General features: G+C 62.0%; 9 protein-coding genes. 6 read left to right on the top strand and 3 right to left on the bottom strand.

Going from position 1 to position 19,031, the window contains the following annotated elements; genetic code table 11:
* Nucleotides 1-4: 4 nt before the first annotated feature.
* Both I2G69_RS08925 and I2G69_RS08920 read left to right on the top strand, forming a co-directional pair.
* Nucleotides 5-6,016, top strand: a complete 6,012-nt coding sequence (locus tag I2G69_RS08925) for a discoidin domain-containing protein (protein ID WP_195560664.1) — start codon at nt 5-7, stop codon at nt 6,014-6,016.
* Between the two features lie 162 nt (nt 6,017-6,178).
* Entirely contained in the window at nt 6,179-11,026 is a 4,848-nt protein-coding gene (locus I2G69_RS08920; protein WP_195560663.1) for a glycoside hydrolase family 2 TIM barrel-domain containing protein, read from the top strand.
* A gap of 356 nt (nt 11,027-11,382) precedes the next feature.
* Here I2G69_RS08920 and I2G69_RS08915 read toward each other — a convergent pair whose 3' ends face one another.
* The 3 genes from I2G69_RS08915 to I2G69_RS08905 form a co-directional block, all read right to left on the bottom strand.
* Nucleotides 11,383-12,090 carry a transcriptional regulator gene (locus tag I2G69_RS08915; RefSeq protein ID WP_191448689.1) on the bottom strand — a complete coding sequence of 236 codons (708 nt, stop codon included), beginning with the start codon at nt 12,088-12,090 and terminating at the stop codon, nt 11,383-11,385.
* Nucleotides 12,091-12,092: 2 nt separating this feature from the next.
* Nucleotides 12,093-13,604, bottom strand: coding sequence for a DUF1538 domain-containing protein (locus tag I2G69_RS08910; protein ID WP_195560662.1), 1,512 nt, complete (start codon nt 13,602-13,604; stop codon nt 12,093-12,095).
* Nucleotides 13,605-13,698: 94 nt separating this feature from the next.
* Nucleotides 13,699-14,124: a MarR family winged helix-turn-helix transcriptional regulator gene (locus I2G69_RS08905; protein WP_195560661.1), complete on the bottom strand. Its 426-nt coding sequence runs from the start codon at nt 14,122-14,124 to the stop codon at nt 13,699-13,701.
* A gap of 463 nt (nt 14,125-14,587) precedes the next feature.
* Here I2G69_RS08905 and larE point away from each other — a divergent pair, with 463 nt between their 5' ends.
* Genes larE through I2G69_RS08885 form a run of 4 tightly spaced genes read left to right on the top strand, consistent with a single transcriptional unit; the run spans nt 14,588 to nt 18,988 of the window.
* A complete protein-coding gene (gene larE, locus I2G69_RS08900) occupies nt 14,588-15,343 on the top strand; it encodes an ATP-dependent sacrificial sulfur transferase LarE (RefSeq protein WP_195560660.1) in 756 nt (251 codons plus the stop codon).
* Nucleotides 15,344-15,355: 12 nt separating this feature from the next.
* Nucleotides 15,356-16,117, top strand: a complete 762-nt coding sequence (gene larB / locus I2G69_RS08895) for a nickel pincer cofactor biosynthesis protein LarB (RefSeq protein WP_087234480.1) — start codon at nt 15,356-15,358, stop codon at nt 16,115-16,117.
* A 4-nt stretch (nt 16,118-16,121) separates the two neighbouring features.
* Nucleotides 16,122-17,384: a nickel pincer cofactor biosynthesis protein LarC gene (larC, locus tag I2G69_RS08890; protein ID WP_195560659.1), complete on the top strand. Its 1,263-nt coding sequence runs from the start codon at nt 16,122-16,124 to the stop codon at nt 17,382-17,384.
* Nucleotides 17,381-18,988, top strand: a complete 1,608-nt coding sequence (locus I2G69_RS08885) for an ABC transporter substrate-binding protein (protein WP_195560658.1) — start codon at nt 17,381-17,383, stop codon at nt 18,986-18,988. The genes larC and I2G69_RS08885 overlap by 4 nt, the downstream gene beginning before the upstream one ends.
* Nucleotides 18,989-19,031: the final 43 nt, after the last annotated feature.

The raw sequence follows: 19,031 nt of genomic DNA, 5'->3' as shown, positions 1-19,031 counted from the left end.
AAGTATGAAAACAGCATGGCAAAAGTGGACGGCCTGCCTCCTGGCAACGCTGATGGTCCTCGGCTCTGTGTTTGCCGGGCCGGGCGTTGCGGCATGGGCGGCCGGGCCGGACGATGGCAATGCCGCGGCATTGCCGAGCTCCGCAGCGGAACCCGGCAGGGAAACCATCAATTTCAACAACGATTGGCTGTACTATAAGGGTGACATCACCGGTGCGGAAGCGGTGGATTTTGAGGACAGCGAATGGCTCTATGTGAACCTGCCGCACAGCACGATCCACTATACCCCGGACAACTATTATCAGAAGGACCTCGGGGTCTTCTGGTACCGCAAGCACTTTACCGTACCGGAGGAAATGCAGGGCAAAAAGCTCTACATCACCTTTGAGGCGGCGATGCAGGCCGCGGAAGTTTGGCTCAATGGGGAGAAAGTTGGCTCCCATCAGGGCGGCTACACCGCGTTTGTAATCGACCTGACCGATTTCGTGTCCTATGGCGAGGAAAACGTGATCGCGGTGCGCATCGATACGCGCCCGAACACGGCCTTCAACCCCGGCAAGACCAACCCGGACTTCCAGTATTTCGGGGGCCTGTACCGGAATGTATACCTCACGGCGATGGACACGCTGCATGTGAGCGACGCGGTCTATGAGAACGAGGCCGCAGGCGGCGGGCTCTTCCTGACAGCCCCCTCCGTCACCAAGGAGAGCGCCACGGTCAAGGCGCAGACCGACGTGAAGAACGAAGGGGCGCAGGCGGAAGACACCACCGTCCGCACGGAGATTGTGGATGAGGACGGTTCGGTGGTCGCCACAAAGGAGGACACCGCCTCGATTGAAGCGGGCGAGCGCTATGCGTTTACCCAGGAGCTGGTGGTGGAGAACCCGCGCCTGTGGTCCGTCAATACGCCGGAACTCTACACCGTGCGCACCACGGTCCTGACCGGCGATACGGTCCGCGATTCCCTGGAGACCACCTATGGTATCCGCAAGGTGGAATGGAAGCGCGATGGCTGCTACATCAACGACGAATTTGTGGAACTCAACGGTGTAAACCTCCACTCGGAGACGGGCATGCTCGGCAACGCGCAGTCCAACGACGCGATCTTTGAGGAGGTCCGCCGCTTGAAGGAGTGGGGCTTCGATTTCATCCGCATGTCCCACTACCCGCACGCGCCGGCATTCTACGCCGCGTGCGACAAATACGGCGTGGCGGTGATCGACTGCCTCTCCGGTTGGCAGCAGTTTGTCAACACCGATAGCTTTAAGAATGCGACCTATCAGGAAGTGCGCGACATGTTCCACATGAACCGCAACTACTGCTCCATCATCGCATGGGAGCCGAGCCTCAACGAGAGCGGCTACAACCAGGCGTGGGCAGAGGAAGTCCACCGCATTTCCCATGAGGAATATCCGGAGGACGGCGATTCCCGCATCTATACCGGCGGCTGGAGATACTGGAATGTGTTCGACATGGGCGTCGGCACCCCGCAGGCAAACGTCATCGGGGACGCTGCCACCTACAGCGACAAGCCGGTAATCGTCAGCGAGTACGGCGACTGGAACTATGGCGGCTACACCTCCACCACCCGTGTGACCCGCGAGCCGGCGCACACGAAGTTTAATGGCGGCGACGAGGGCATGCTGATCCAGTGCGACAACCTCCAGGAATCCATGGCCCTGAACCGCAGCCAGGAGTGGGGCGGCGCCTATGCCTATTGGCAGTACGCTGACTATGCAGGCTTTGATACCACGGACCTCACCTACTGCGGCGTTGTGGATATCTACCGCATCCCGAAGTTCAGCGCATACTTTGTGCAGAGCCAGCGCGACGCGGACATCGACCTGAGCGAGTATGGGATTGACACCGGCCCGATGGTCTTTGTGGCCAACACCTGGGCCTCCGATTCTCCGGACCAGGTCCGCGTATTCAGCAACTGCGACGAAGTAGAACTCTTTGTCAACGGCGAGTCGATCGGCAGGCAGACCCCCGACACGCAGATGTGGGGGCCGCACGGCGACGGCAGCCCGAATAACTACCCGGCCGAAGGCGCGGGCAAATACATCAGCACTGAAAACCTCAAGCACCCGCCGTTCACCTTTGACCTGAGCGCCTACACGCCGGGCGAGGGCACCATCACGGCGGTCGGCTATATCGACGGCCAGCAGGTGGCGGAATATGTCCGCCGCGCGCCGGAAGAAGCCGCGCAGCTCACCCTTGAGGCGGAAAACGACGAGCCGCTCAAGCTGGACGGCAGCACCGCCAAGCTGGTCTGGGTCGACGTGCGGGATGCAAACGGCACCGTGGTCAACACGGCGGACAATGCTATCACCTTCTCCGTGGACGGCCCCGGCATCGTGGTCGGCGACAAGACCGAGGCCGACGAGGGCCAGGCGACCAAGACCATCACCGCATTGGGCGGACAGATGGGCGTTTGGGTGCGCAGCAAGCGCGGTTCGGGCGACATCACCCTGACGGCGACCTCCAATGGGCTCACCACCGCAACCCTCACCATCCCGACCGAGACGGTCGAGGGCCTGCCGGAAGTCCCGGAGGGCGGCGATGCAGACGAGGCGGATTATGTGGCTCCGGAGCAGCCGGCCACCGACAACCTGTTCCTCAATAAGCCCGCGAGCGCCAGCAGCGAAAACACCAGCAGTCAGCTGGGCGTCGAGGCTGCGGAGCGCGCTAACGACGGCGACGAAACGACCAAATGGTGCGCCAGAGTGACCGACACAAGCGACAGCTCGGTTGGCCCGCACTGGTGGCAGGTCGACATGGGCGACACCTACAACCTTGAGAGCGTGGAAATCCTCTTTGAGATGAATACCAATTATAAGTATCAGATCGCTGTCTCCGACAGCCCGGACATGACGCAGGCCGATGTGGTCGTGGACCGCAGCAGCAATGCGGAGAGTGTCCAGCGCGTGACGGAGAATATCGGCCGGGAATGCCGGTATGTGCGCGTGTATGTCAACTGCCCGGCTTCCAACATCTGGCCCTGCGTTTTGGAGGTCAAGGGCGTGGGCGAGAGCCTCAACACCAACGTGGCGCTCGGCAAGGACGCGACCGCCAGCCGGGAGGGTTCCGGCCATCCGGCTTCGGACGCGGTGGACGGCGACCCGAGCACCTATTGGACCAACGCGGCGATGGGCGCGGCCAACTGGCAGGTGGACCTCGGCGGCGATTACCAGATCAACCAGGTGGACGTGGACTTTGTCTGGGGCGACGGTTCCCTGATGCACAACTTCACCCTGCAAAGCTCCATGGACGGCAACAGCTGGACCGATGTGGCAACCTACAGCGGCCCGGATAAGACCGCTTCCCTCCAGGTGGATACGCTTGCCCGTTACCTGCGCGTATACAATCTGTATGCGGGCGACGGCACAAGGGATTGGACGGAAATCGCAGAATTCTGCGCCTACGGCTCCGAGGCGGCGGAAGAGACGCGCCCGGATTACGGCGCCCCGTCCTATGCGAGCTCCAGCGCGGCAGACAGCGACCCGTCCTATGGCAACGACGGCGACCCGGCCAAGTATTGGGTCCCGGCGCCGGACGATGCATCCCCGTGGTGGTACTATGACGCAGGCGGCCTGTACGATATGAGCAATGTGCAGCTTACCTGGAACAGCGAGCAATCCCACCGCTATACCATCGACCTCTCCGTGGATGGGGAGACCTGGACCACCGTCGCCGACCATATGGACGGCAGCGAAGCGTTGACCCTGACGAACGACGATATCTCCGGCTTGGCGCGCTATGTGCGCATTTCGCTCCCGGCGGGCAGCACCGAAGGGTTCTGGATCAACTCCACCGGCCGCGAGGCCTCCGCAAGGCTGGTCACAGGCGTGGAAACGCTGGACAGCGTGGAAGCGTATGTGGGTACGGCGTTTGAAGACCTGGATCTGCCGGACGAAATCAGCGCCACCCTGGAGGGCGACCTCTCGACCAAGCTCCCGGTGGTCTGGGATGAGGACAGCTACCGCGCGGATACCGCGGAGGAGCAGACCATCACCGGCACCCTGACGATGATCCCGGGCGTCAAGAACAGCGACGGCGTGAAGGCTTCCATCGTCGTGGACGTCCAGGAGATCCCGGAGCAGACCGTTTCCATGGCCCTGACGGCGCCGGAAACCGTGGCCCCGGGCAGCACCTTTACCGTAACCCATTCCTTCAGCGGCCTCGGCGAGCTGATGGATCCCCTCTATATCGTCCAGATGGACCTCACCTATCCGGAGGGCCTGACCTGCGAGTCGGTCGTCCCGAACGACGGCATCGACGGGAACCTGACGGTCGGCATCCACAACGACGAACAGAAAGTGACGATCCTTTACGATAGCAATACCTTTGACGGCCTGCCCACGGACGCGAGCGGCCTGTTTATCGCCACGTTTGCGGTGGACGAAGCGATGGCGGAAGGCGATTACACCATCGAAATGGGCAATGTGATCGCCCTGACGGTGGACGGCAACGACGTCGGCAGCGCGCTGCAGAATGCGGCCGTGCAGGTTGGGCAGACCGCGCCGGAGACGGCGGACCTGACCGTGACCTTTAACGGCAAGGATGCAAAGCTGTGGATCGACGGGGAAGAGCAGACCATCGCCAACCTCCTCGGCACCTACAAGCAGGCGGACGTTGCAAACGGCGAAGCGCTCACGTTTGACTTCACGCCGGCGGTGGACGGCAGAACCTTCCGCGCGGTGACGGTGAACGGCGGCGAGCCGGAGCTCATCGGCGAGGATTCCTATACGTATACCGGGACGATGGACACCCTGAACCCGACGCTTAGCTTTGCGTTTGAGACAGTGAGCAAGACCACCCTGCAGGCGGTGATCGACTACGCGCAGGCGCGCATCGACGCGGGCGACGTGGACAACCTGGTCCCGGCCGTGCAGGAGAAGTTCCAGAAGGCGTTCGACGCGGCGGTTGAGGTCAACGACGACCCGGCGGCCACCCAGGACGAGATCAACGAGGCGTGGAGCAACCTGCTGGACGCCCTGCATTATCTGGACTTCACCGTGGGCGACAAGACAAAGCTCGAAGAGCTGGTTGCCATTGCGGAGACGCTGGACGAGGCCGACTATACAGCGGCGAGCTGGGAGGCATTCCAGGATGCGCTCGCAGCGGCACAGGAGACCGTAGAAGATGAAAACGCCGTCCAGAACGACATCGACAGCGCATACGATGCGCTCTACGACGCGATGATGGACCTGGCCGGCACGGCGGATCGCACGACGCTGGACATGGTCATCGCAGAGGCGGAGGCCATCCGCGCCGGCCTGGACAGCTACCTGGAAGAGGGCAAGCAGGAATTCCTGGATGCCCTGGAAGCAGCCAAGGCGATCGGCAACGACGCAACCCAGGCCGAAGTTGACGCAGCGGCCGAGGCGCTCAACCGGGCGATGGCGGACCTGCGCAAAGCGCCGGACCGCGAAGAGCTGGAAGCGCTTCTCAGCCGCATGGAATCCAAGGACCTGAGCAGCTATACCGCATCCAGCGCAGCGGCGTTTACCGCGGCGAAGAACAACCTGGCCGCGGTGCTGGCGAAGTCCGACGCAACGCCGGAAGAGCTGGCGGCAGCGCAGGACACCGCGCTGCAGGCGGAAAAGAACCTCAAGAAAAAGACCCAGAACAGCAGCTCGCAGGGTTCCTCCTCCAGCAGCTCCAACAGCGGCAACGCCTATGGCGCGGCTGGAACGGCAACGGTGAACCCGGTGGTCAATGCGGCGCAGTCCGTTGTAGAACAGACTTCGGTCCGCAGCGATACGACGCTCCCGTTCACCCTGACCAGAGGCAGCGCGTACTGCTTCAAGATGACGGTGCTCAACGGCAGCAATGTGATGCCGAGCTTCACCGTGGGCAATGGCAGTGTGCTCAAGACGCAGTTTGTGGCGAGATCCGGAAATGACTACTACTTCCGCGTCTATGCAACCGGCAAGCCGGGCGAGAGCACGGGCGTTTATACGACCCTGCCCGGCCAGAACCCGGTCCGCCATTGCGTTGTGACCATCGGCTAAATGCAGAATCCTGCAATCCCGTCGGAGGGGAAGGCCCTTGCGCGGGAGATGGAACGGAATCTCCTGCGCGGGGATTGCGGATTTGCTTTCCCGGGGACGCCCGTCCCGCGAAAGGGGCGGGGCGGTTCCGGAACGGTGGAGTGAAAGGAAAGGAGAAGCCTTATGAAAGTGAAGAAACTGGTTGCCGGCATCCTGGCGGGCGTGATCGCCCTGTCCGCTGCGGGCATCTCAGCGTTCGCTGTGCTGTCCGACGACAGCAGCGAATGGAACGGGCAGCCCGAGGTTGTCCAGGTAAACCGGGAACCTGCCCGCGCGACGGCGTATCCGTATGAGTCGGAGGAAAAGGCGCAGGAGAACGACCCGGCGCAGTCGGCTTATTACAAGCTGCTCAACGGCGACGATTGGAAGTTCAGCTGGGCGGAGAAGCCCGCCGACCGCATCAGCCAGAAGGACGGCGCGTTTGCAGACGCCGGCTATGACGACAGCGGCTGGGACGACATCACGGTCCCGCTGAGCTGGCAGACGGTCAAGAACGAGGATGGCAGCTTCAAATACGACGAGCCCATCTATGCCAACCAGGATTATCCCTGGAAATACAATTCGCAGGACGCGAATATCCCCACCGGCGCAGCGCCGACCAACTTCAACCCGGTCGGCACCTACCGGAAGGTTCTGCCGGACGTTTCTGCATGGCAGGGCCGCCAGGTCTTCATCACCTTTGAGGGCGTTGAAGACGCGATGTACCTCTATGTCAACGGCCAGAAGATCGGCTACGGCGAGGATATGACCGCCCGGCAGGAGTTCAACATCACCGATGCGCTCGATTTTACCGAGGGCGCGAAGAACGTTGTGACCGTCGAGGTCTTCCGCTGGAGCGACGGCAGCTGGATTGAGAACCAGGACGGCCTGCGACTGTCCGGTATCTACCGCGATGTGTACCTGTTCTCCAAGGACGACATCGAGATCCGCGACTTCACCGTCGTGACCGATTTGGACAGCGAATATGTGGACGCAGACCTGAACACCGAGGTGGAACTGCGCAGCTTTGACGATGCGGACACCGCGGGCATCACCGTGGAGGCGCAGCTCTACGACGCGGAGGGCAACCCCGTGGGCGAGCCGATGACGGCGGAAGCGCCCGCCTTTGCGGAAAACAAGGCGGTTGTGAACCTGACCGGCCATTTTGAAAACCCGCTCAAGTGGAACGCCGAGCATCCGAACCTGTACCGCATGACCATCTCCCTCAAGCGCGGCGGCGAGCCGGTGGAAAGCACGGCGGTCAACGTCGGTTTCCGCGAGTTTGATGTAATCAACCGCGGCACCACCAATGCGCAGATGGTTTTGAACGGCGAGCCGGTCTACTTTAAGGGCGTAAACCGCGGCGAGATGTCGCCGGAGACGGGCCGCCACCTCTCCCACGAGGAGATGGAGACGGACATCAAACTGCTCAAGCAGTACAATCTGAATTCGGTGCGCACCGCGCACTATCCGGACGACCCGTATTTCTATGAGCTGTGCGACAAGTACGGCATCTATGTCATGGACGAGGCGAACAACGAATCCCACAACGGCCGCAGGCTGAACCCCGGCGTACCCGGCGACATCCCCGGCTATGTGGTCGCCTGTAAGGAGCGCGCGGTCAGCATGTTGGAGCGCGATAAGAACTATCCCTGCGTGCTGATGTGGTCCCCCGGCAACGAGGTTGGCACCGGCAAGTCCCTGGAGGGGATGCTCCAGTACTTTGACGAGAACGACCCAACCCGCCTGATCCACTACCAGGGCTGGAACGACAGCCCGTATGTTGACATGAAGTCGCAGATGTACCCGTCCTATACCGGAAGCCAGAGCGTTGAGCAGAACGGCCAGCGCAGCACGCTCCCATTCGTCATGTGCGAATACGACCACTCCATGGGCAACAGCACGGGCGGACTGAAGGACTATTGGGACATCATCCGGCAGTACCCGAACCTCCAGGGCGGCTGGATCTGGGACTGGGCGGACCAGTCGATCAACACCCAGATCCCCGGCGCGGAGCCCGGCGAGACCTTCTGGGCGTATGACGGCGCTTGGGACGTCTACACCGGAAAGAACAATTTCTGCGGCAATGGTCTGGTGGCCCCGGACCGTTCCATCCATCCGGCGATGTATGAGGTCAAGAAGGTCTACCAGTCCTTCCAGATGGTGGCAAAGGATCTGGAAGCGGGTGTGATCACCATCACCAACGAATACATCGATACGAATGCGAACGAGTACGATATGACCTGGGAGCTGGTCCGCGACGGCGAAGTCGTTGCGAAGAACACCCAAACCGCAGACGTGCCGCCGCAGGAGACGGTGGACGTCGCGCTGGAAGGCTACACCGCACCGGCGGATGTGCAGCCCGGCGAGGAATGCTTCCTGAACATTTGCTTTACCACCAAGGAGGACTGCTGGTGGGCGGACGCCGGCCATGAGGTCGCAACCGAGCAGTTTGCATTCGACGTGGCCGAGGACAATCTGCCGGAGATCGACGAGAGCAGCATGCCTGCGTTCACCGAAGGGCAGATCCAGGAGAGCGATACGGCGCTCACCATTGCAAACGATACCTTCAGCGTGACCTTTGACAAGGCGAGCGGCAAGCTCACCTCCTATACGTCCAACGGCGAAGAGCTGCTGGCAGAGCCGCTGGAGCCGAACTTCTGGCGTGCGGTCACCGACAACGACGTCAAGACCTCCCACGACGCAAAGTGGCAGGACGCGGTCAAAGACGCGGAAGTCACGGGCTTTAACGTCTTCCAGGAGGAGAAAAAGGTCATTGTCACAGTGAATATGACCATGCCTTCGGCAGCGGATTCGCAGTATGCCTCCACCTTCACCGTCTATTCCGACGGCAATGTGGTGGTGCGCAGCACCCTGATGCCGAACAGCTCCATGAACAACCTGCTGCGCGTCGGCATGCGCTTGCAGATGCCCGCCGGCTATGAGAACATGCAGTGGTATGGCCGCGGCGAGGCCGACAGCTATTGGGATCGCAAGTGGGGCTATGACGTCGGCGTATACAACAGCACGGTGGGCGAACAGTTCACCAGCTTCCTCAAGCCGCAGGAGATGGGCAACAAGGCGGATACCCGCTGGCTGGCCATCACCAACGATTCCGGCGACGGCCTGCTCTTCGATGCGCAGGAGGTTGTGGAAGTCAGCGCCCTGCATTATACCCAGGAAGACCTGGAGCAGGCGCGGTATCTCTATAACGTAGAGGGGACCGAGAATACGGTCGTCACGATCGACCAGCATCAGATGGGCCTGGGCAGCGCAAGCTGCGGCCCGGAGACGCTGGAGCAGTACACGCTGCCGGCCGACCAGGCCTACACCTACCTGTTCCGCATGAAGCCCATCCACAACGCGACCACGGAACAGCTCATGGCGGATAGCAAGATCGCGCTGCCGGACGACACCACGCTGGTGACGGACATCCAGATCGACGGCGAGTCCATTGAAGGCTTCAACAGCGACATCCTCACCTATACCTCCCGCAAGAGCCCGTCCGCGGGTATCCCACAGGTCACCGCCACCGCAGCCAGCGACGACGTGACCATCACGGTGCAGCAGGCGGAGGCAGTCCCGGGCCAGGCGGTTGTGACGGCCACCAGTGCGAGCGGCTTCCAGCGCGTCTATACCGTGGACTTTATCTTCAATGAGTATGTCTACCTGTCCGACCTGGAGGAGACCTCCGAGACGGTCGGCTACGGTACTTTTACCAAGGACGCCAACCTGAGCGGCGACAAGATCAGCGTCTATCAGGATGGCAGCAAGGTCACGTATGACAAGGGCATCACCGCACATGCGGCCTCCGAAGTCGTCTATGACCTCACCGGCCTCGACGCAGAGCGCTTCCAGGCATGGGTCGGCATCGACGGCATCAACCGCAACAACAATGTGCGCGGCGTGAAATTCCGCGTGCTGGTCGACGGCGATGAGAAGTTCGTGTCCAACGAAATGAAGGGCAGCGGCAGCAACGCGGAATATGTGGACGTCGACATCAGCGGCGCCACGACGCTGACCCTGATTGCCGATTTGACCACCAGCTCCAACGGCAACTGCCAGACCGTCTGGGCGGATGCGAAGATCAAGGTGCGGGCGGAGAGCGAAGAGCTCTTCCTCTCCGACGTCCAGGAGAAATCCGCCGAGGTGGGATATGGCGAGTTCACAAAGGACGCCAACCTGCAGGGCGGCGAGATCACCGTCTATCCGGACGGCGTGAAGACCTCGTTTGAAAAGGGCCTTGCCGCGCATGCGGCCTCCGAGGTCGTCTATGACCTGACGGGCCTCAACGCAACCCGCTTCCAAGCGTGGGTTGGCATCGAGGACAAGGACCGTGGACAGGACGTCAAGGGCGTGATTTTCCGCGTGTTGGCAGATGGGAACGAAATCTTTGCTTCCAGCGAGATGAAGGGCAGAAATACCAACGCGGAATATGTGGACGTCGATGTGACGGGTGTGACGAAGCTGACCTTGATCGCAGAACTGACCAGCAGCAGCAACGGCCGCTGCAACACCGTCTGGGCGGATGCAAAGCTGCTCGTGACAGGCGCAGAACCGTCGAAGCCGCAGTTTGAGGTCGCAGAGGGGTCGGATGCGAAGATCACCACCGACGGCGATACGAAGATCCTCTACAACGTCCCGGCAGGGGCGACGACTGAGGATGTCGCCGCGATGCTCAAACCTGTGCAGGGCGGCACGCTGGAATTCATGGAGGCGACCGGCGGTTCCATCGACGAGGGTTCGACGCTTGTCTCCGGCTACATCGTGATCCTGCGTGTGAACGGCACGGAAGAGGACCGCATGAGCGTGGCGCTTCTGGGCGACATCAACCCGGACGGCGCGGTCAACGGTTCCGATGTGGAGCTGGTCCGCCAGTCCATCGTGGGCAACCGCGGCTTGGAGCAGGTGGAAATGCTCTCCGCCGATATGAACGGCGACGGCGTCATGGATGCGCACGATCTGTTCCTGATTAAACAGCAGGCCAATTAATTGGCACGGATTTTTTGCAGCAGAACCTGCCCCGGCGGCCTTTTTACAAGGCCGCTTGCGGGGGCCCGCGCTGGGGGATAAAGCGCGGTAACCCTGGAAAAACAGGCAATCAAAACGGCCCCTTGTTGTAGTTGCTTCTACAACAAGGGGCCGTTTTCCTGTGTACATACAAAAGGAACTATGGGCCGTGCGGGAGCGCTCTGCCAGAGGCAGAGCCCAAAGGGGCGGCTTGCTCCGCGTGCTTTGAAATCCTCTCGCAAAAAGCGCATCAAAGGGCCCGCTAGGAAAGACGCCCGGTTTCCCGTGCGGGAGAAGAGGCTGCACCCAGGCGCGAAGACCGCCGTGCCGTGGGAGGGTTATCCTTCCTCCAACCCCATCACATCGTCCACCGGCAGGGAGAGGACCACGCCGTGCGCCTCGGTCCTGAGGCCGCAGGCTTGGCTGATCGCAGACATGATTTCGCCTTTTTTGCCCCGCGGGACGACAATCATCACAAAGTCCTGTTCCTCCTGGATGGGGATTCCGAAGTGCTGGCTGGCGCGCTCCGAGTTCCGCCGGCGGCCCTTCACAACCGTGCCGCCCCGCGCCCCGGCGCTCCTGGCTGCGTCGATCACATCGTCGCTGCACCCGCTCTCCACAGATACCCAAATCAAAGAAAATTCCGACTTCTCTTTCATTTCTGCTTCGTCTCCTTTTTGTATGGCTTCCACCGCGCTGCGCGCCTCGTCGTTCAACATCTGTAACACATGGGTTTGAATCCCGCTGACTGGAACCGTGATGGCGATGCCGCCGCCCTTATGTGCAAAGGAGCCGTGCTGGTGCAAAGACGCCAAAAGCGGTTGGACCAGGAATTTGGGGACAAACGCTGTGGTGATGATCCGCGTCGTGCCCCCCAGCCCAAAGAGATCCAGAATCTCCGATGGGGCGGTCCCCTGCCCGCGGGCCTGGAAAAAGATCGGGATATGCATGCTTTGCAAGACCTCTTCCAATCGTTTTTCCTCTTCTTCCCGCGTGATTGTAATGAGCATCCGAAAAAGAATCCGAAGTTTCTCCTGTTCCGGCATACTTATTCCTCCTCCAGTTCAATGACGATATCATCCGACAGCTGTGCGGAAGGCTGCGGGACGGTTTTGGATTTGTGGGCATAGACAAGCCCCATAATTTGAATGGCGATCAACGGGGCCAGGGCCACCAAAGCGACAATCCCAAAGGCATCCGATACGACGTTGCCGCCGATGGCGGTGCAAGCCCCCATCGCCAGGGGCAGCAGGAAGGTGGACGTCATGGGCCCGCTGGCCACGCCGCCGGAGTCGAAGGCGATGCCGATGAAGACCGGCGGGACAAACCGGCAGAGGACCAGCGCCAGAGTATACCCGGGAATGAGGACCCAATAGATGCTGATGCCCGTCAGGACGCGGACCATGGCCAACGCAACCGCGCAGGCCACGCCGATGGAAAGGGCGGCGTTCATCATCCCGCGGGAGACGGTCCCGCCGGTGAGGTCCTCCACCTGCTCGTTGAGCACCTGGACGGCGGGTTCCGCTTTAACAATATAATACCCGATCAGGATGCCGATGGGGATCAAAAGCCACTTGAGGTTCCCCTCGCCAAGGCCGCTGCCCAGCAGGCTGCCCACGGGCGCGAAGCCGACGTTCACGCCGGTCAAAAACAGGACCAGGCCCAGGTAAGTGTACAGAATTCCCACGCTCATACGGAACACCTGCCGTTTGTGGTAATGGCGGGTGAAAAGCTGAAACAGGATAAAGACACCCGCCACCGGCAGGATGCTGATGAGGACCTCTTTGGCATACTGGGGGATAGCCAAGAGAAATTGCATGGCCACGTCGTGGGTGGTATGCACCGGCGTGATCTTCACCGCCTCATAGACCGCGTCCGTCGGGTGGTAGAAGATGCCCAGCAGCAGGACCATGAGGATGGGGCCGATGCTGCACAGGGCGATAAAGCCGAAGCTGTCGTTGGCGCCGTCCTTGTCGCTGCGGGCGGCGGATAAGCCGACGCCGAGCGCCATGATGAAGGGGACGGTCATCGGCCCGGTCGTGACGCCCCCGGCGTCGAATGCCACCGCGATAAATTCCGAGGGGGCGAAGAAGGACAATAGGAACAGCAGCACATACAGGACCGTGAGCATTTTTGCAAGGCTGATTTTGAACAGGATGCGGAGGACCGCGATGGTGGTGAAGACGCCCACGCCGGTCGCCACGGTCCAGATCAGCACCTGGTTGGGGATCGAGGCCACCTGGTTGGCCAGCACCTGCAAATCGGGCTCAGAGATGGTGATGATCGCGCCCATCGCAAAGCACACGGCGGCGATCCACAGGATGCTCTTGCTCTTTACCAGCCTGCCGCCGACGCCTTGGCCGAGCGGCGTCATTGCGATTTCCGCGCCCAGCTGAAAAAAACCCATGCCGACGATCAGGAGGACTGCTCCTGTGAGAAACAGCATGAGGGTTCCGACCTCCATGGGCACGATCGTAATGCTCAAGAGCAACACGATGGCGGTGATCGGCAGCACGCTCGCCAGGGACTCCTTGATTTTTTCTTTCAGTTTCTCATTCATTTTGCGTAAGCAGACCTCCTTTGTTCGATGATTGACGCATTCGATTGTTTCCCGGGGGAGCAGGAAAGAAAATCCCCGGATGCAGCGCAAGCCCTCAGTGGGATTCCATATAGTTGCGCAGGATCTTTGTTTTAATCCGCAGATAGGCTTCGGCGTCCTCCGGCCCGAGCAGCTCCAGCGTTTTGGCGACCGAATCCACCACTTCGGCGCGCTTTTTCTGGATCATCTGCACGCCCGCGTCCGTCAAATAGACCAGGATTTTCCGATTGTCCTCCGGGTCTGCGTTCCGCGTGACCAATCCCTGCTCCTCCATGTGGTTCAAAAGGGCGGCGATGCGTGCAGTGCTGACCACCAGGCCCTTGCTCAGGTCCTTGGGATGCACCAGCCCGGCGTGCCCCATCAGATAGTTCAGGACAAACCATTCCCCTTTGGACAAGCTGGACAGCTCCCGGCAGGCAGGGACCTGCAACAGTTGCCCTTGTAATGCAATCCACTCGTTTGCGAGAGACTTGTAATCCATTCTGCTCACCCCGGTAAAATAACTAACTATATTAGTTATTTTACCGGAATCCCTTTAGAATCTTATGAACAGGATGTAAACTTTTTGCCAGGAATTTTTGGCAGGCGGCACGTGGGGGGGACTTTTTTCAGGCGCGCTTTGCATATGCGCGCTCTATGGCTTGGATAGCCGCTTAGGGGAAACGGCCCCGTGTTTTTCCGCCGCCCAGAAAAATTTTTGTCCGGGGCCATTTCCCTCTTGACATGGAGTCCACTCCAGATGGTAAACTAGACAAGCTGGTTCCTGCGAAACCGCCCGGCAAGAAGCCGGGGAAACCGGCCGAAGCCGGATTTTGGGCCAGCGCAACCATTTGCCGCTTCTTTTTTGGGAAGGGGCATTGCACCATGCAACAACATCGATACCAGGAAGGTATCTGCTTTCAGGAGAAAGCGGGTGCCTTCTTTTTTTATCGAAAGGAGCTTTTATGACGCTGGAACAATTTTTTCATGCGCATCCGCGGGCGGCCGTCGCCTTTTCCGGCGGGACGGACTCGGCGTTCCTGCTGTGGGCAGCCAAAACCTATGGGTGCGATGTGCATGCGTACTATATGAAGACCGCCTTCCAGCCGGCCTTTGAGCTGGCGGACGCCCGGCGGCTCGCCGGAGAGCTGGACATCCCCATGACGGTCATCGAGACGGACATCTTGGCCGTGACCGGCGCGGCGGCCAACGGGCCGGACCGCTGCTACCACTGCAAGCGGCAGCTGTTTTCCGCGCTCTGGCAGCGCGCCCGCCGCGATGGGCACACGCTCTTGCTGGACGGCACCAACGCCTCGGACGACGAGGGGGACCGGCCCGGTATGCGGGCGCTGCGTGAATTGGAGGTCCGCTCCCCCCTGCGGGAGTGCGGCCTGACCAAGGACGAAGTGCGGCGCCTGTCCAGGGAGGCCGGGCTGTTTACCTGGGAAAAGCCCGCCTATGCTTGCCTGGCTACCCGCATCCCTACCGGCACCCGCATCACAGCGGGGGACCTGGCGCGGGTGGAGCGCGCGGAGGACGCCCTTTCCCGCCTGGGGTTTGCCGATTTCCGGGTGCGCCTGCGGGAGGACGGCGCGCGCATCCAGGTGACGGCGGCGCAGATGGCGCTGGCCCGGGCAAAATGGGAGGAAATTTTGGAGCAACTCAAACCGGATTTTACGGACGTCCTGCTGGATCAAACGCCGCGGCAGGCGTCCCGATGAGGAGGGAACCCGATGGACAATAAGCAGGAGATTCTCCGTCTGCTCCGCAGCGTGGCGGACGGGACGACGGCGCCGGAGGACGCGCTGTTGGAATTGAAGGAGTCGCCCTTTGAAGATTTGGGCTATGCAAAGGTGGATTTCCACCGGAGCGTCCGGCAGGGGGCCGCAGAGGTGATCTATGGGGCGGGCAAGACCCCGGAACAGATCGCGGGGATTGTCTCCGCGATGGGGGAGCGGGGCTGCCGCAACATCCTCATCACGCGGGTCTCCCAGGAGGCCGCGGACCGGGTGGCGGAGTCGGTCCCCCTGGAGTACCATCCCCTTGCAAAGCTGGCCGTGGCCTTCCCCGCCGAACGGAAGCAGCGCGGCAACATCGTGGTGGCCACCGGCGGGACGAGCGACATGCCGGTGGCGGAGGAGGCCGCCCTCACCGCGGAAGCCATGGGGAACCAGGTCACCCGCCTTTATGATGTGGGCGTCGCCGGGCTGCACCGGCTGCTGTCCAATTTGGACGTGTTGATGCGCGCCCGCTGTGTGATCGCCGTGGCCGGGATGGAGGGCGCGCTGGCCTCGGTCGTCGGCGGGCTGGTGGACTGCCCCGTGATCGCCGTCCCCACCAGCGTGGGCTATGGGGCCAGCTTCGGCGGCCTATCCGCACTGCTGTCCATGCTCAACTCCTGCGCCTCCGGGTGCAGCGTGGTGAACATCGACAACGGCTTCGGGGCCGGGTATCTGGCGAGCCGGATCAATCAGATGGAAGGTTTGGAGGATTGAGGAAATGAGAACGCTATACATCGAATGCAACATGGGAGCGGCGGGCGATATGCTGCTGGCGGCGCTCTATGAACTGTTGGAGGATAAATCCGCATTTTTAGACACGATGAACGGCCTGGGTTTGCCCGGCGTACACCTGGAAGCCGTGCCCGGGACCACCTGCGGGATCGCCGGGACCCATATGCGCGTCACGGTGCACGGCGAGGAGGAACATGAACCCGCCGCCGGGCACGGCCACGGCCACGCGCACGGGCATGACCATGCCCATCCGCACGAACATGCCCACGCCCATGCGCACCACCATGCCACGCCGGGGCATATCGCGGAGATCATCGACGGACTGACGCCGCCCGATGCGGTCAAGCAGCACGCGCGGTCGGTATACGATGCGATTGCGGTGGCGGAGGCCAAGGCCCACGGCTGCCCGGTGGGCGACGTCCACTACCACGAGGTGGGGGCTTTGGACGCGGTGGCCGACGTCACGGGCGTGTGCTACGCCCTGCATCTGCTTCAGCCGGAACGGGTTGTGGTCTCCCCCATCCATGTGGGGAGCGGCACGGTGCGCTGCGCCCACGGCGTGATGCCGGTGCCTGCCCCCGCAACGGCGAACCTCCTGACGGGCGTGCCCATCTATGGCGGCGCGGTGCAGGGGGAGCTCTGCACACCCACCGGGGCGGCCTTGCTGACCCACTTTGCCGCTTCCTTCGGCCCCATGCCGGTGATGTCCGTGGAGGCGGCCGGCGTGGGGATCGGCACAAAGACGTTTGAACAGGCCAACTGCGTCCGGGCCTTCCTGGGGGAGACAGTGGACGAAACAAACGGCGAGATCGTGGAGCTAGTGTGTAACATCGACGATATGACCCCGGAGGCGCTCGCCTTTGCCAGCGCCCGCCTGCTGGACCTGGGGGCGCTGGACGTCTATACGGTGCCCGGCACCATGAAAAAGGGCCGCCCCGGTCATGTGCTCACCGTGCTGTGCCGCCGGGAGCAGGAGGGGGAGATGGCCCGGCAGGTCCTGGCCCAGACGACCACAAACGGCCTGCGCGTGCGGCGGTGTGGGAAGTATTTCCTGACCCCCGGGGCGGGCGAGGCCGCGACCCAATGGGGGCCGGTCCGTGTCAAATGGGCGCGGGGCTTTGGCGTCACCCACTGCAAGCCCGAGTACGACGACGTGGCAAGGCTGGCGCGGGAGCACGGCGTCCCCTTCCAGCAGGTGCAGACCGACGCGGTCCGCAACCTGCCCGCAGAGGGGGAGGAAACGCGATGAAGCGTGCATGCAAGATCGTTCTGTCCCTGCTCCTGGTGCTGGCGGTGCTCTGCGGCTGCCAGAGCGGGCAGCAGCCGGACGCCCCGTCCGGCGGACAGGCGGCGGAGGATTCCGTGGTCATCGCCCTGGACACCAATTCCGAGCCGGAGGCCGGGTTTGACCCCGCCTACGGCTGGGGCGCGGGGGAGCATGTCCATGAGCCGTTGATCCAAAGCACCCTGACGGTCACCGACGCCGGCCTGAACATCGGCTATGACCTGGCGACGGGCTACTCGGTCAGCGAGGACGGCCTGACCTGGACGGTGACCATCCGCGATGATGTCTCCTTCACCGACGGCGAACCGCTCACCGCCGAAGACGTGGCCTTTACCTATAACACCGTCAAGGAGGCCAGCTCGGTCAACGACTTTACGATGCTGGACTATGCCGAGGCGGTGGACGATACGACGGTTCTGTTTCACATGACCACGCCCTTCTCCATCTGGCCGTACACCATGGCCATCGTGGGGATCGTGCCCGAGCACGCTTATGACAGCGCCACCTATGGCGCGAACCCCATCGGGTCGGGCCGCTATCTCTTAAAGCAGTGGGACCGTGGCCAGCAGGTCATTTTGGAGGCCAACCCGGACTACTACGGCGAAGCGCCCAAGATGAAGCGGGTCACGATCCTGTTTATGGAGGAGGACGCGGCGTTCTTGGCTGCGCAGGCCGGACAGGTGGATGTGGCCTATACCTCCGCCACGTATTCCGACCAGGCGGTGGACGGCTATACACTGGCCTCCTACCGCACGGTGGACAACCGGGGATTTAACCTGCCCGCCGTTCCCGCCGGGACGGACGCCAACGGGCGCGCGGTGGGCAACGACTTTACCGCCGACGTGCGGGTGCGCCGGGCGATCAACATCGGGATCGACCGGCAGGAGATGATTGACAACGTGCTGAACGGCTACGGCACGCCCGCCTACAGCATCTGCGACCAGCTGCCGTGGTACAACCCGGCGTCCGAGGTGGCGTATGACCCGGAGGGGGCCGCCGCCCTGCTGGACGAGGCGGGCTGGCGGATGGGCGCGGACGGCGTCCGGGAGAAGGACGGCGTCCAAGCGGAATTGACCCTGCTCTATTCCAGCGACGATTCGGTGCGGCAGGCCCTGGCCGCCGATTTTGCCAACCAGCTCGGCGAACTGGGGATTTCCGCCTCCATCGAGGGCGTCGGGTGGGATACCGCGTACGACCGCGCCCTCTCCGAGCCCCTGATCTGGGGCTGGGGGGCCCACACGCCCATGGAGCTGTACAATCTCTATCACACCATCGGGGACACCGGTTCCGCGCAGTATTCCCCGTATTCCAACCCCGCGGTGGACGCCTATATGGACCAGGCGCTGCAAAGCACCGATTTGGAGGCGTCCTATGCGCTCTGGCAGAAAGCCCAGTGGGATGGGGCCACCGGCGTGACGCAGGAGGGCGACGTCCCCTGGGTCTGGCTGGTGAACGTGGACCATCTCTATTGGGTGCGGGACGGGTTGCAGGTCGCGGAACAGAAAATCCATCCCCACGGGCACGGGTGGTCCATTGTCAACAATGTGGACCAATGGAGCTGGGCGTGAGGATGTGGGGCAACGCCAGATTCGATTTTGAAAGGGAGGGACA

Origin of the sequence: Anaeromassilibacillus sp. D41t1_190614_C2, from assembly GCF_015558525.1 — a bacterium.
GTDB lineage: Bacteria > Bacillota > Clostridia > Oscillospirales > Acutalibacteraceae > Anaeromassilibacillus > Anaeromassilibacillus stercoravium.
This window is presented reverse-complemented; position numbering and strand designations above follow the sequence as displayed.

What these genes read in the sequence shown, in the direction of transcription:
- I2G69_RS08925 (WP_195560664.1), top strand. Translation starts at nt 5, where the DNA reads ATGAAAACAGCATGGCAAAAGTGGACGGCCTGCCTCCTGGCAACGCTG.
- I2G69_RS08920 (WP_195560663.1), top strand. Translation starts at nt 6,179, where the DNA reads ATGAAAGTGAAGAAACTGGTTGCCGGCATCCTGGCGGGCGTGATCGCC.
- I2G69_RS08915 (WP_191448689.1), bottom strand. Translation starts at nt 12,090, where the DNA reads ATGCCGGAACAGGAGAAACTTCGGATTCTTTTTCGGATGCTCATTACA.
- I2G69_RS08910 (WP_195560662.1), bottom strand. Translation starts at nt 13,604, where the DNA reads ATGAATGAGAAACTGAAAGAAAAAATCAAGGAGTCCCTGGCGAGCGTG.
- I2G69_RS08905 (WP_195560661.1), bottom strand. Translation starts at nt 14,124, where the DNA reads ATGGATTACAAGTCTCTCGCAAACGAGTGGATTGCATTACAAGGGCAA.
- larE (WP_195560660.1), top strand. Translation starts at nt 14,588, where the DNA reads ATGACGCTGGAACAATTTTTTCATGCGCATCCGCGGGCGGCCGTCGCC.
- larB (WP_087234480.1), top strand. Translation starts at nt 15,356, where the DNA reads ATGGACAATAAGCAGGAGATTCTCCGTCTGCTCCGCAGCGTGGCGGAC.
- larC (WP_195560659.1), top strand. Translation starts at nt 16,122, where the DNA reads ATGAGAACGCTATACATCGAATGCAACATGGGAGCGGCGGGCGATATG.
- I2G69_RS08885 (WP_195560658.1), top strand. Translation starts at nt 17,381, where the DNA reads ATGAAGCGTGCATGCAAGATCGTTCTGTCCCTGCTCCTGGTGCTGGCG.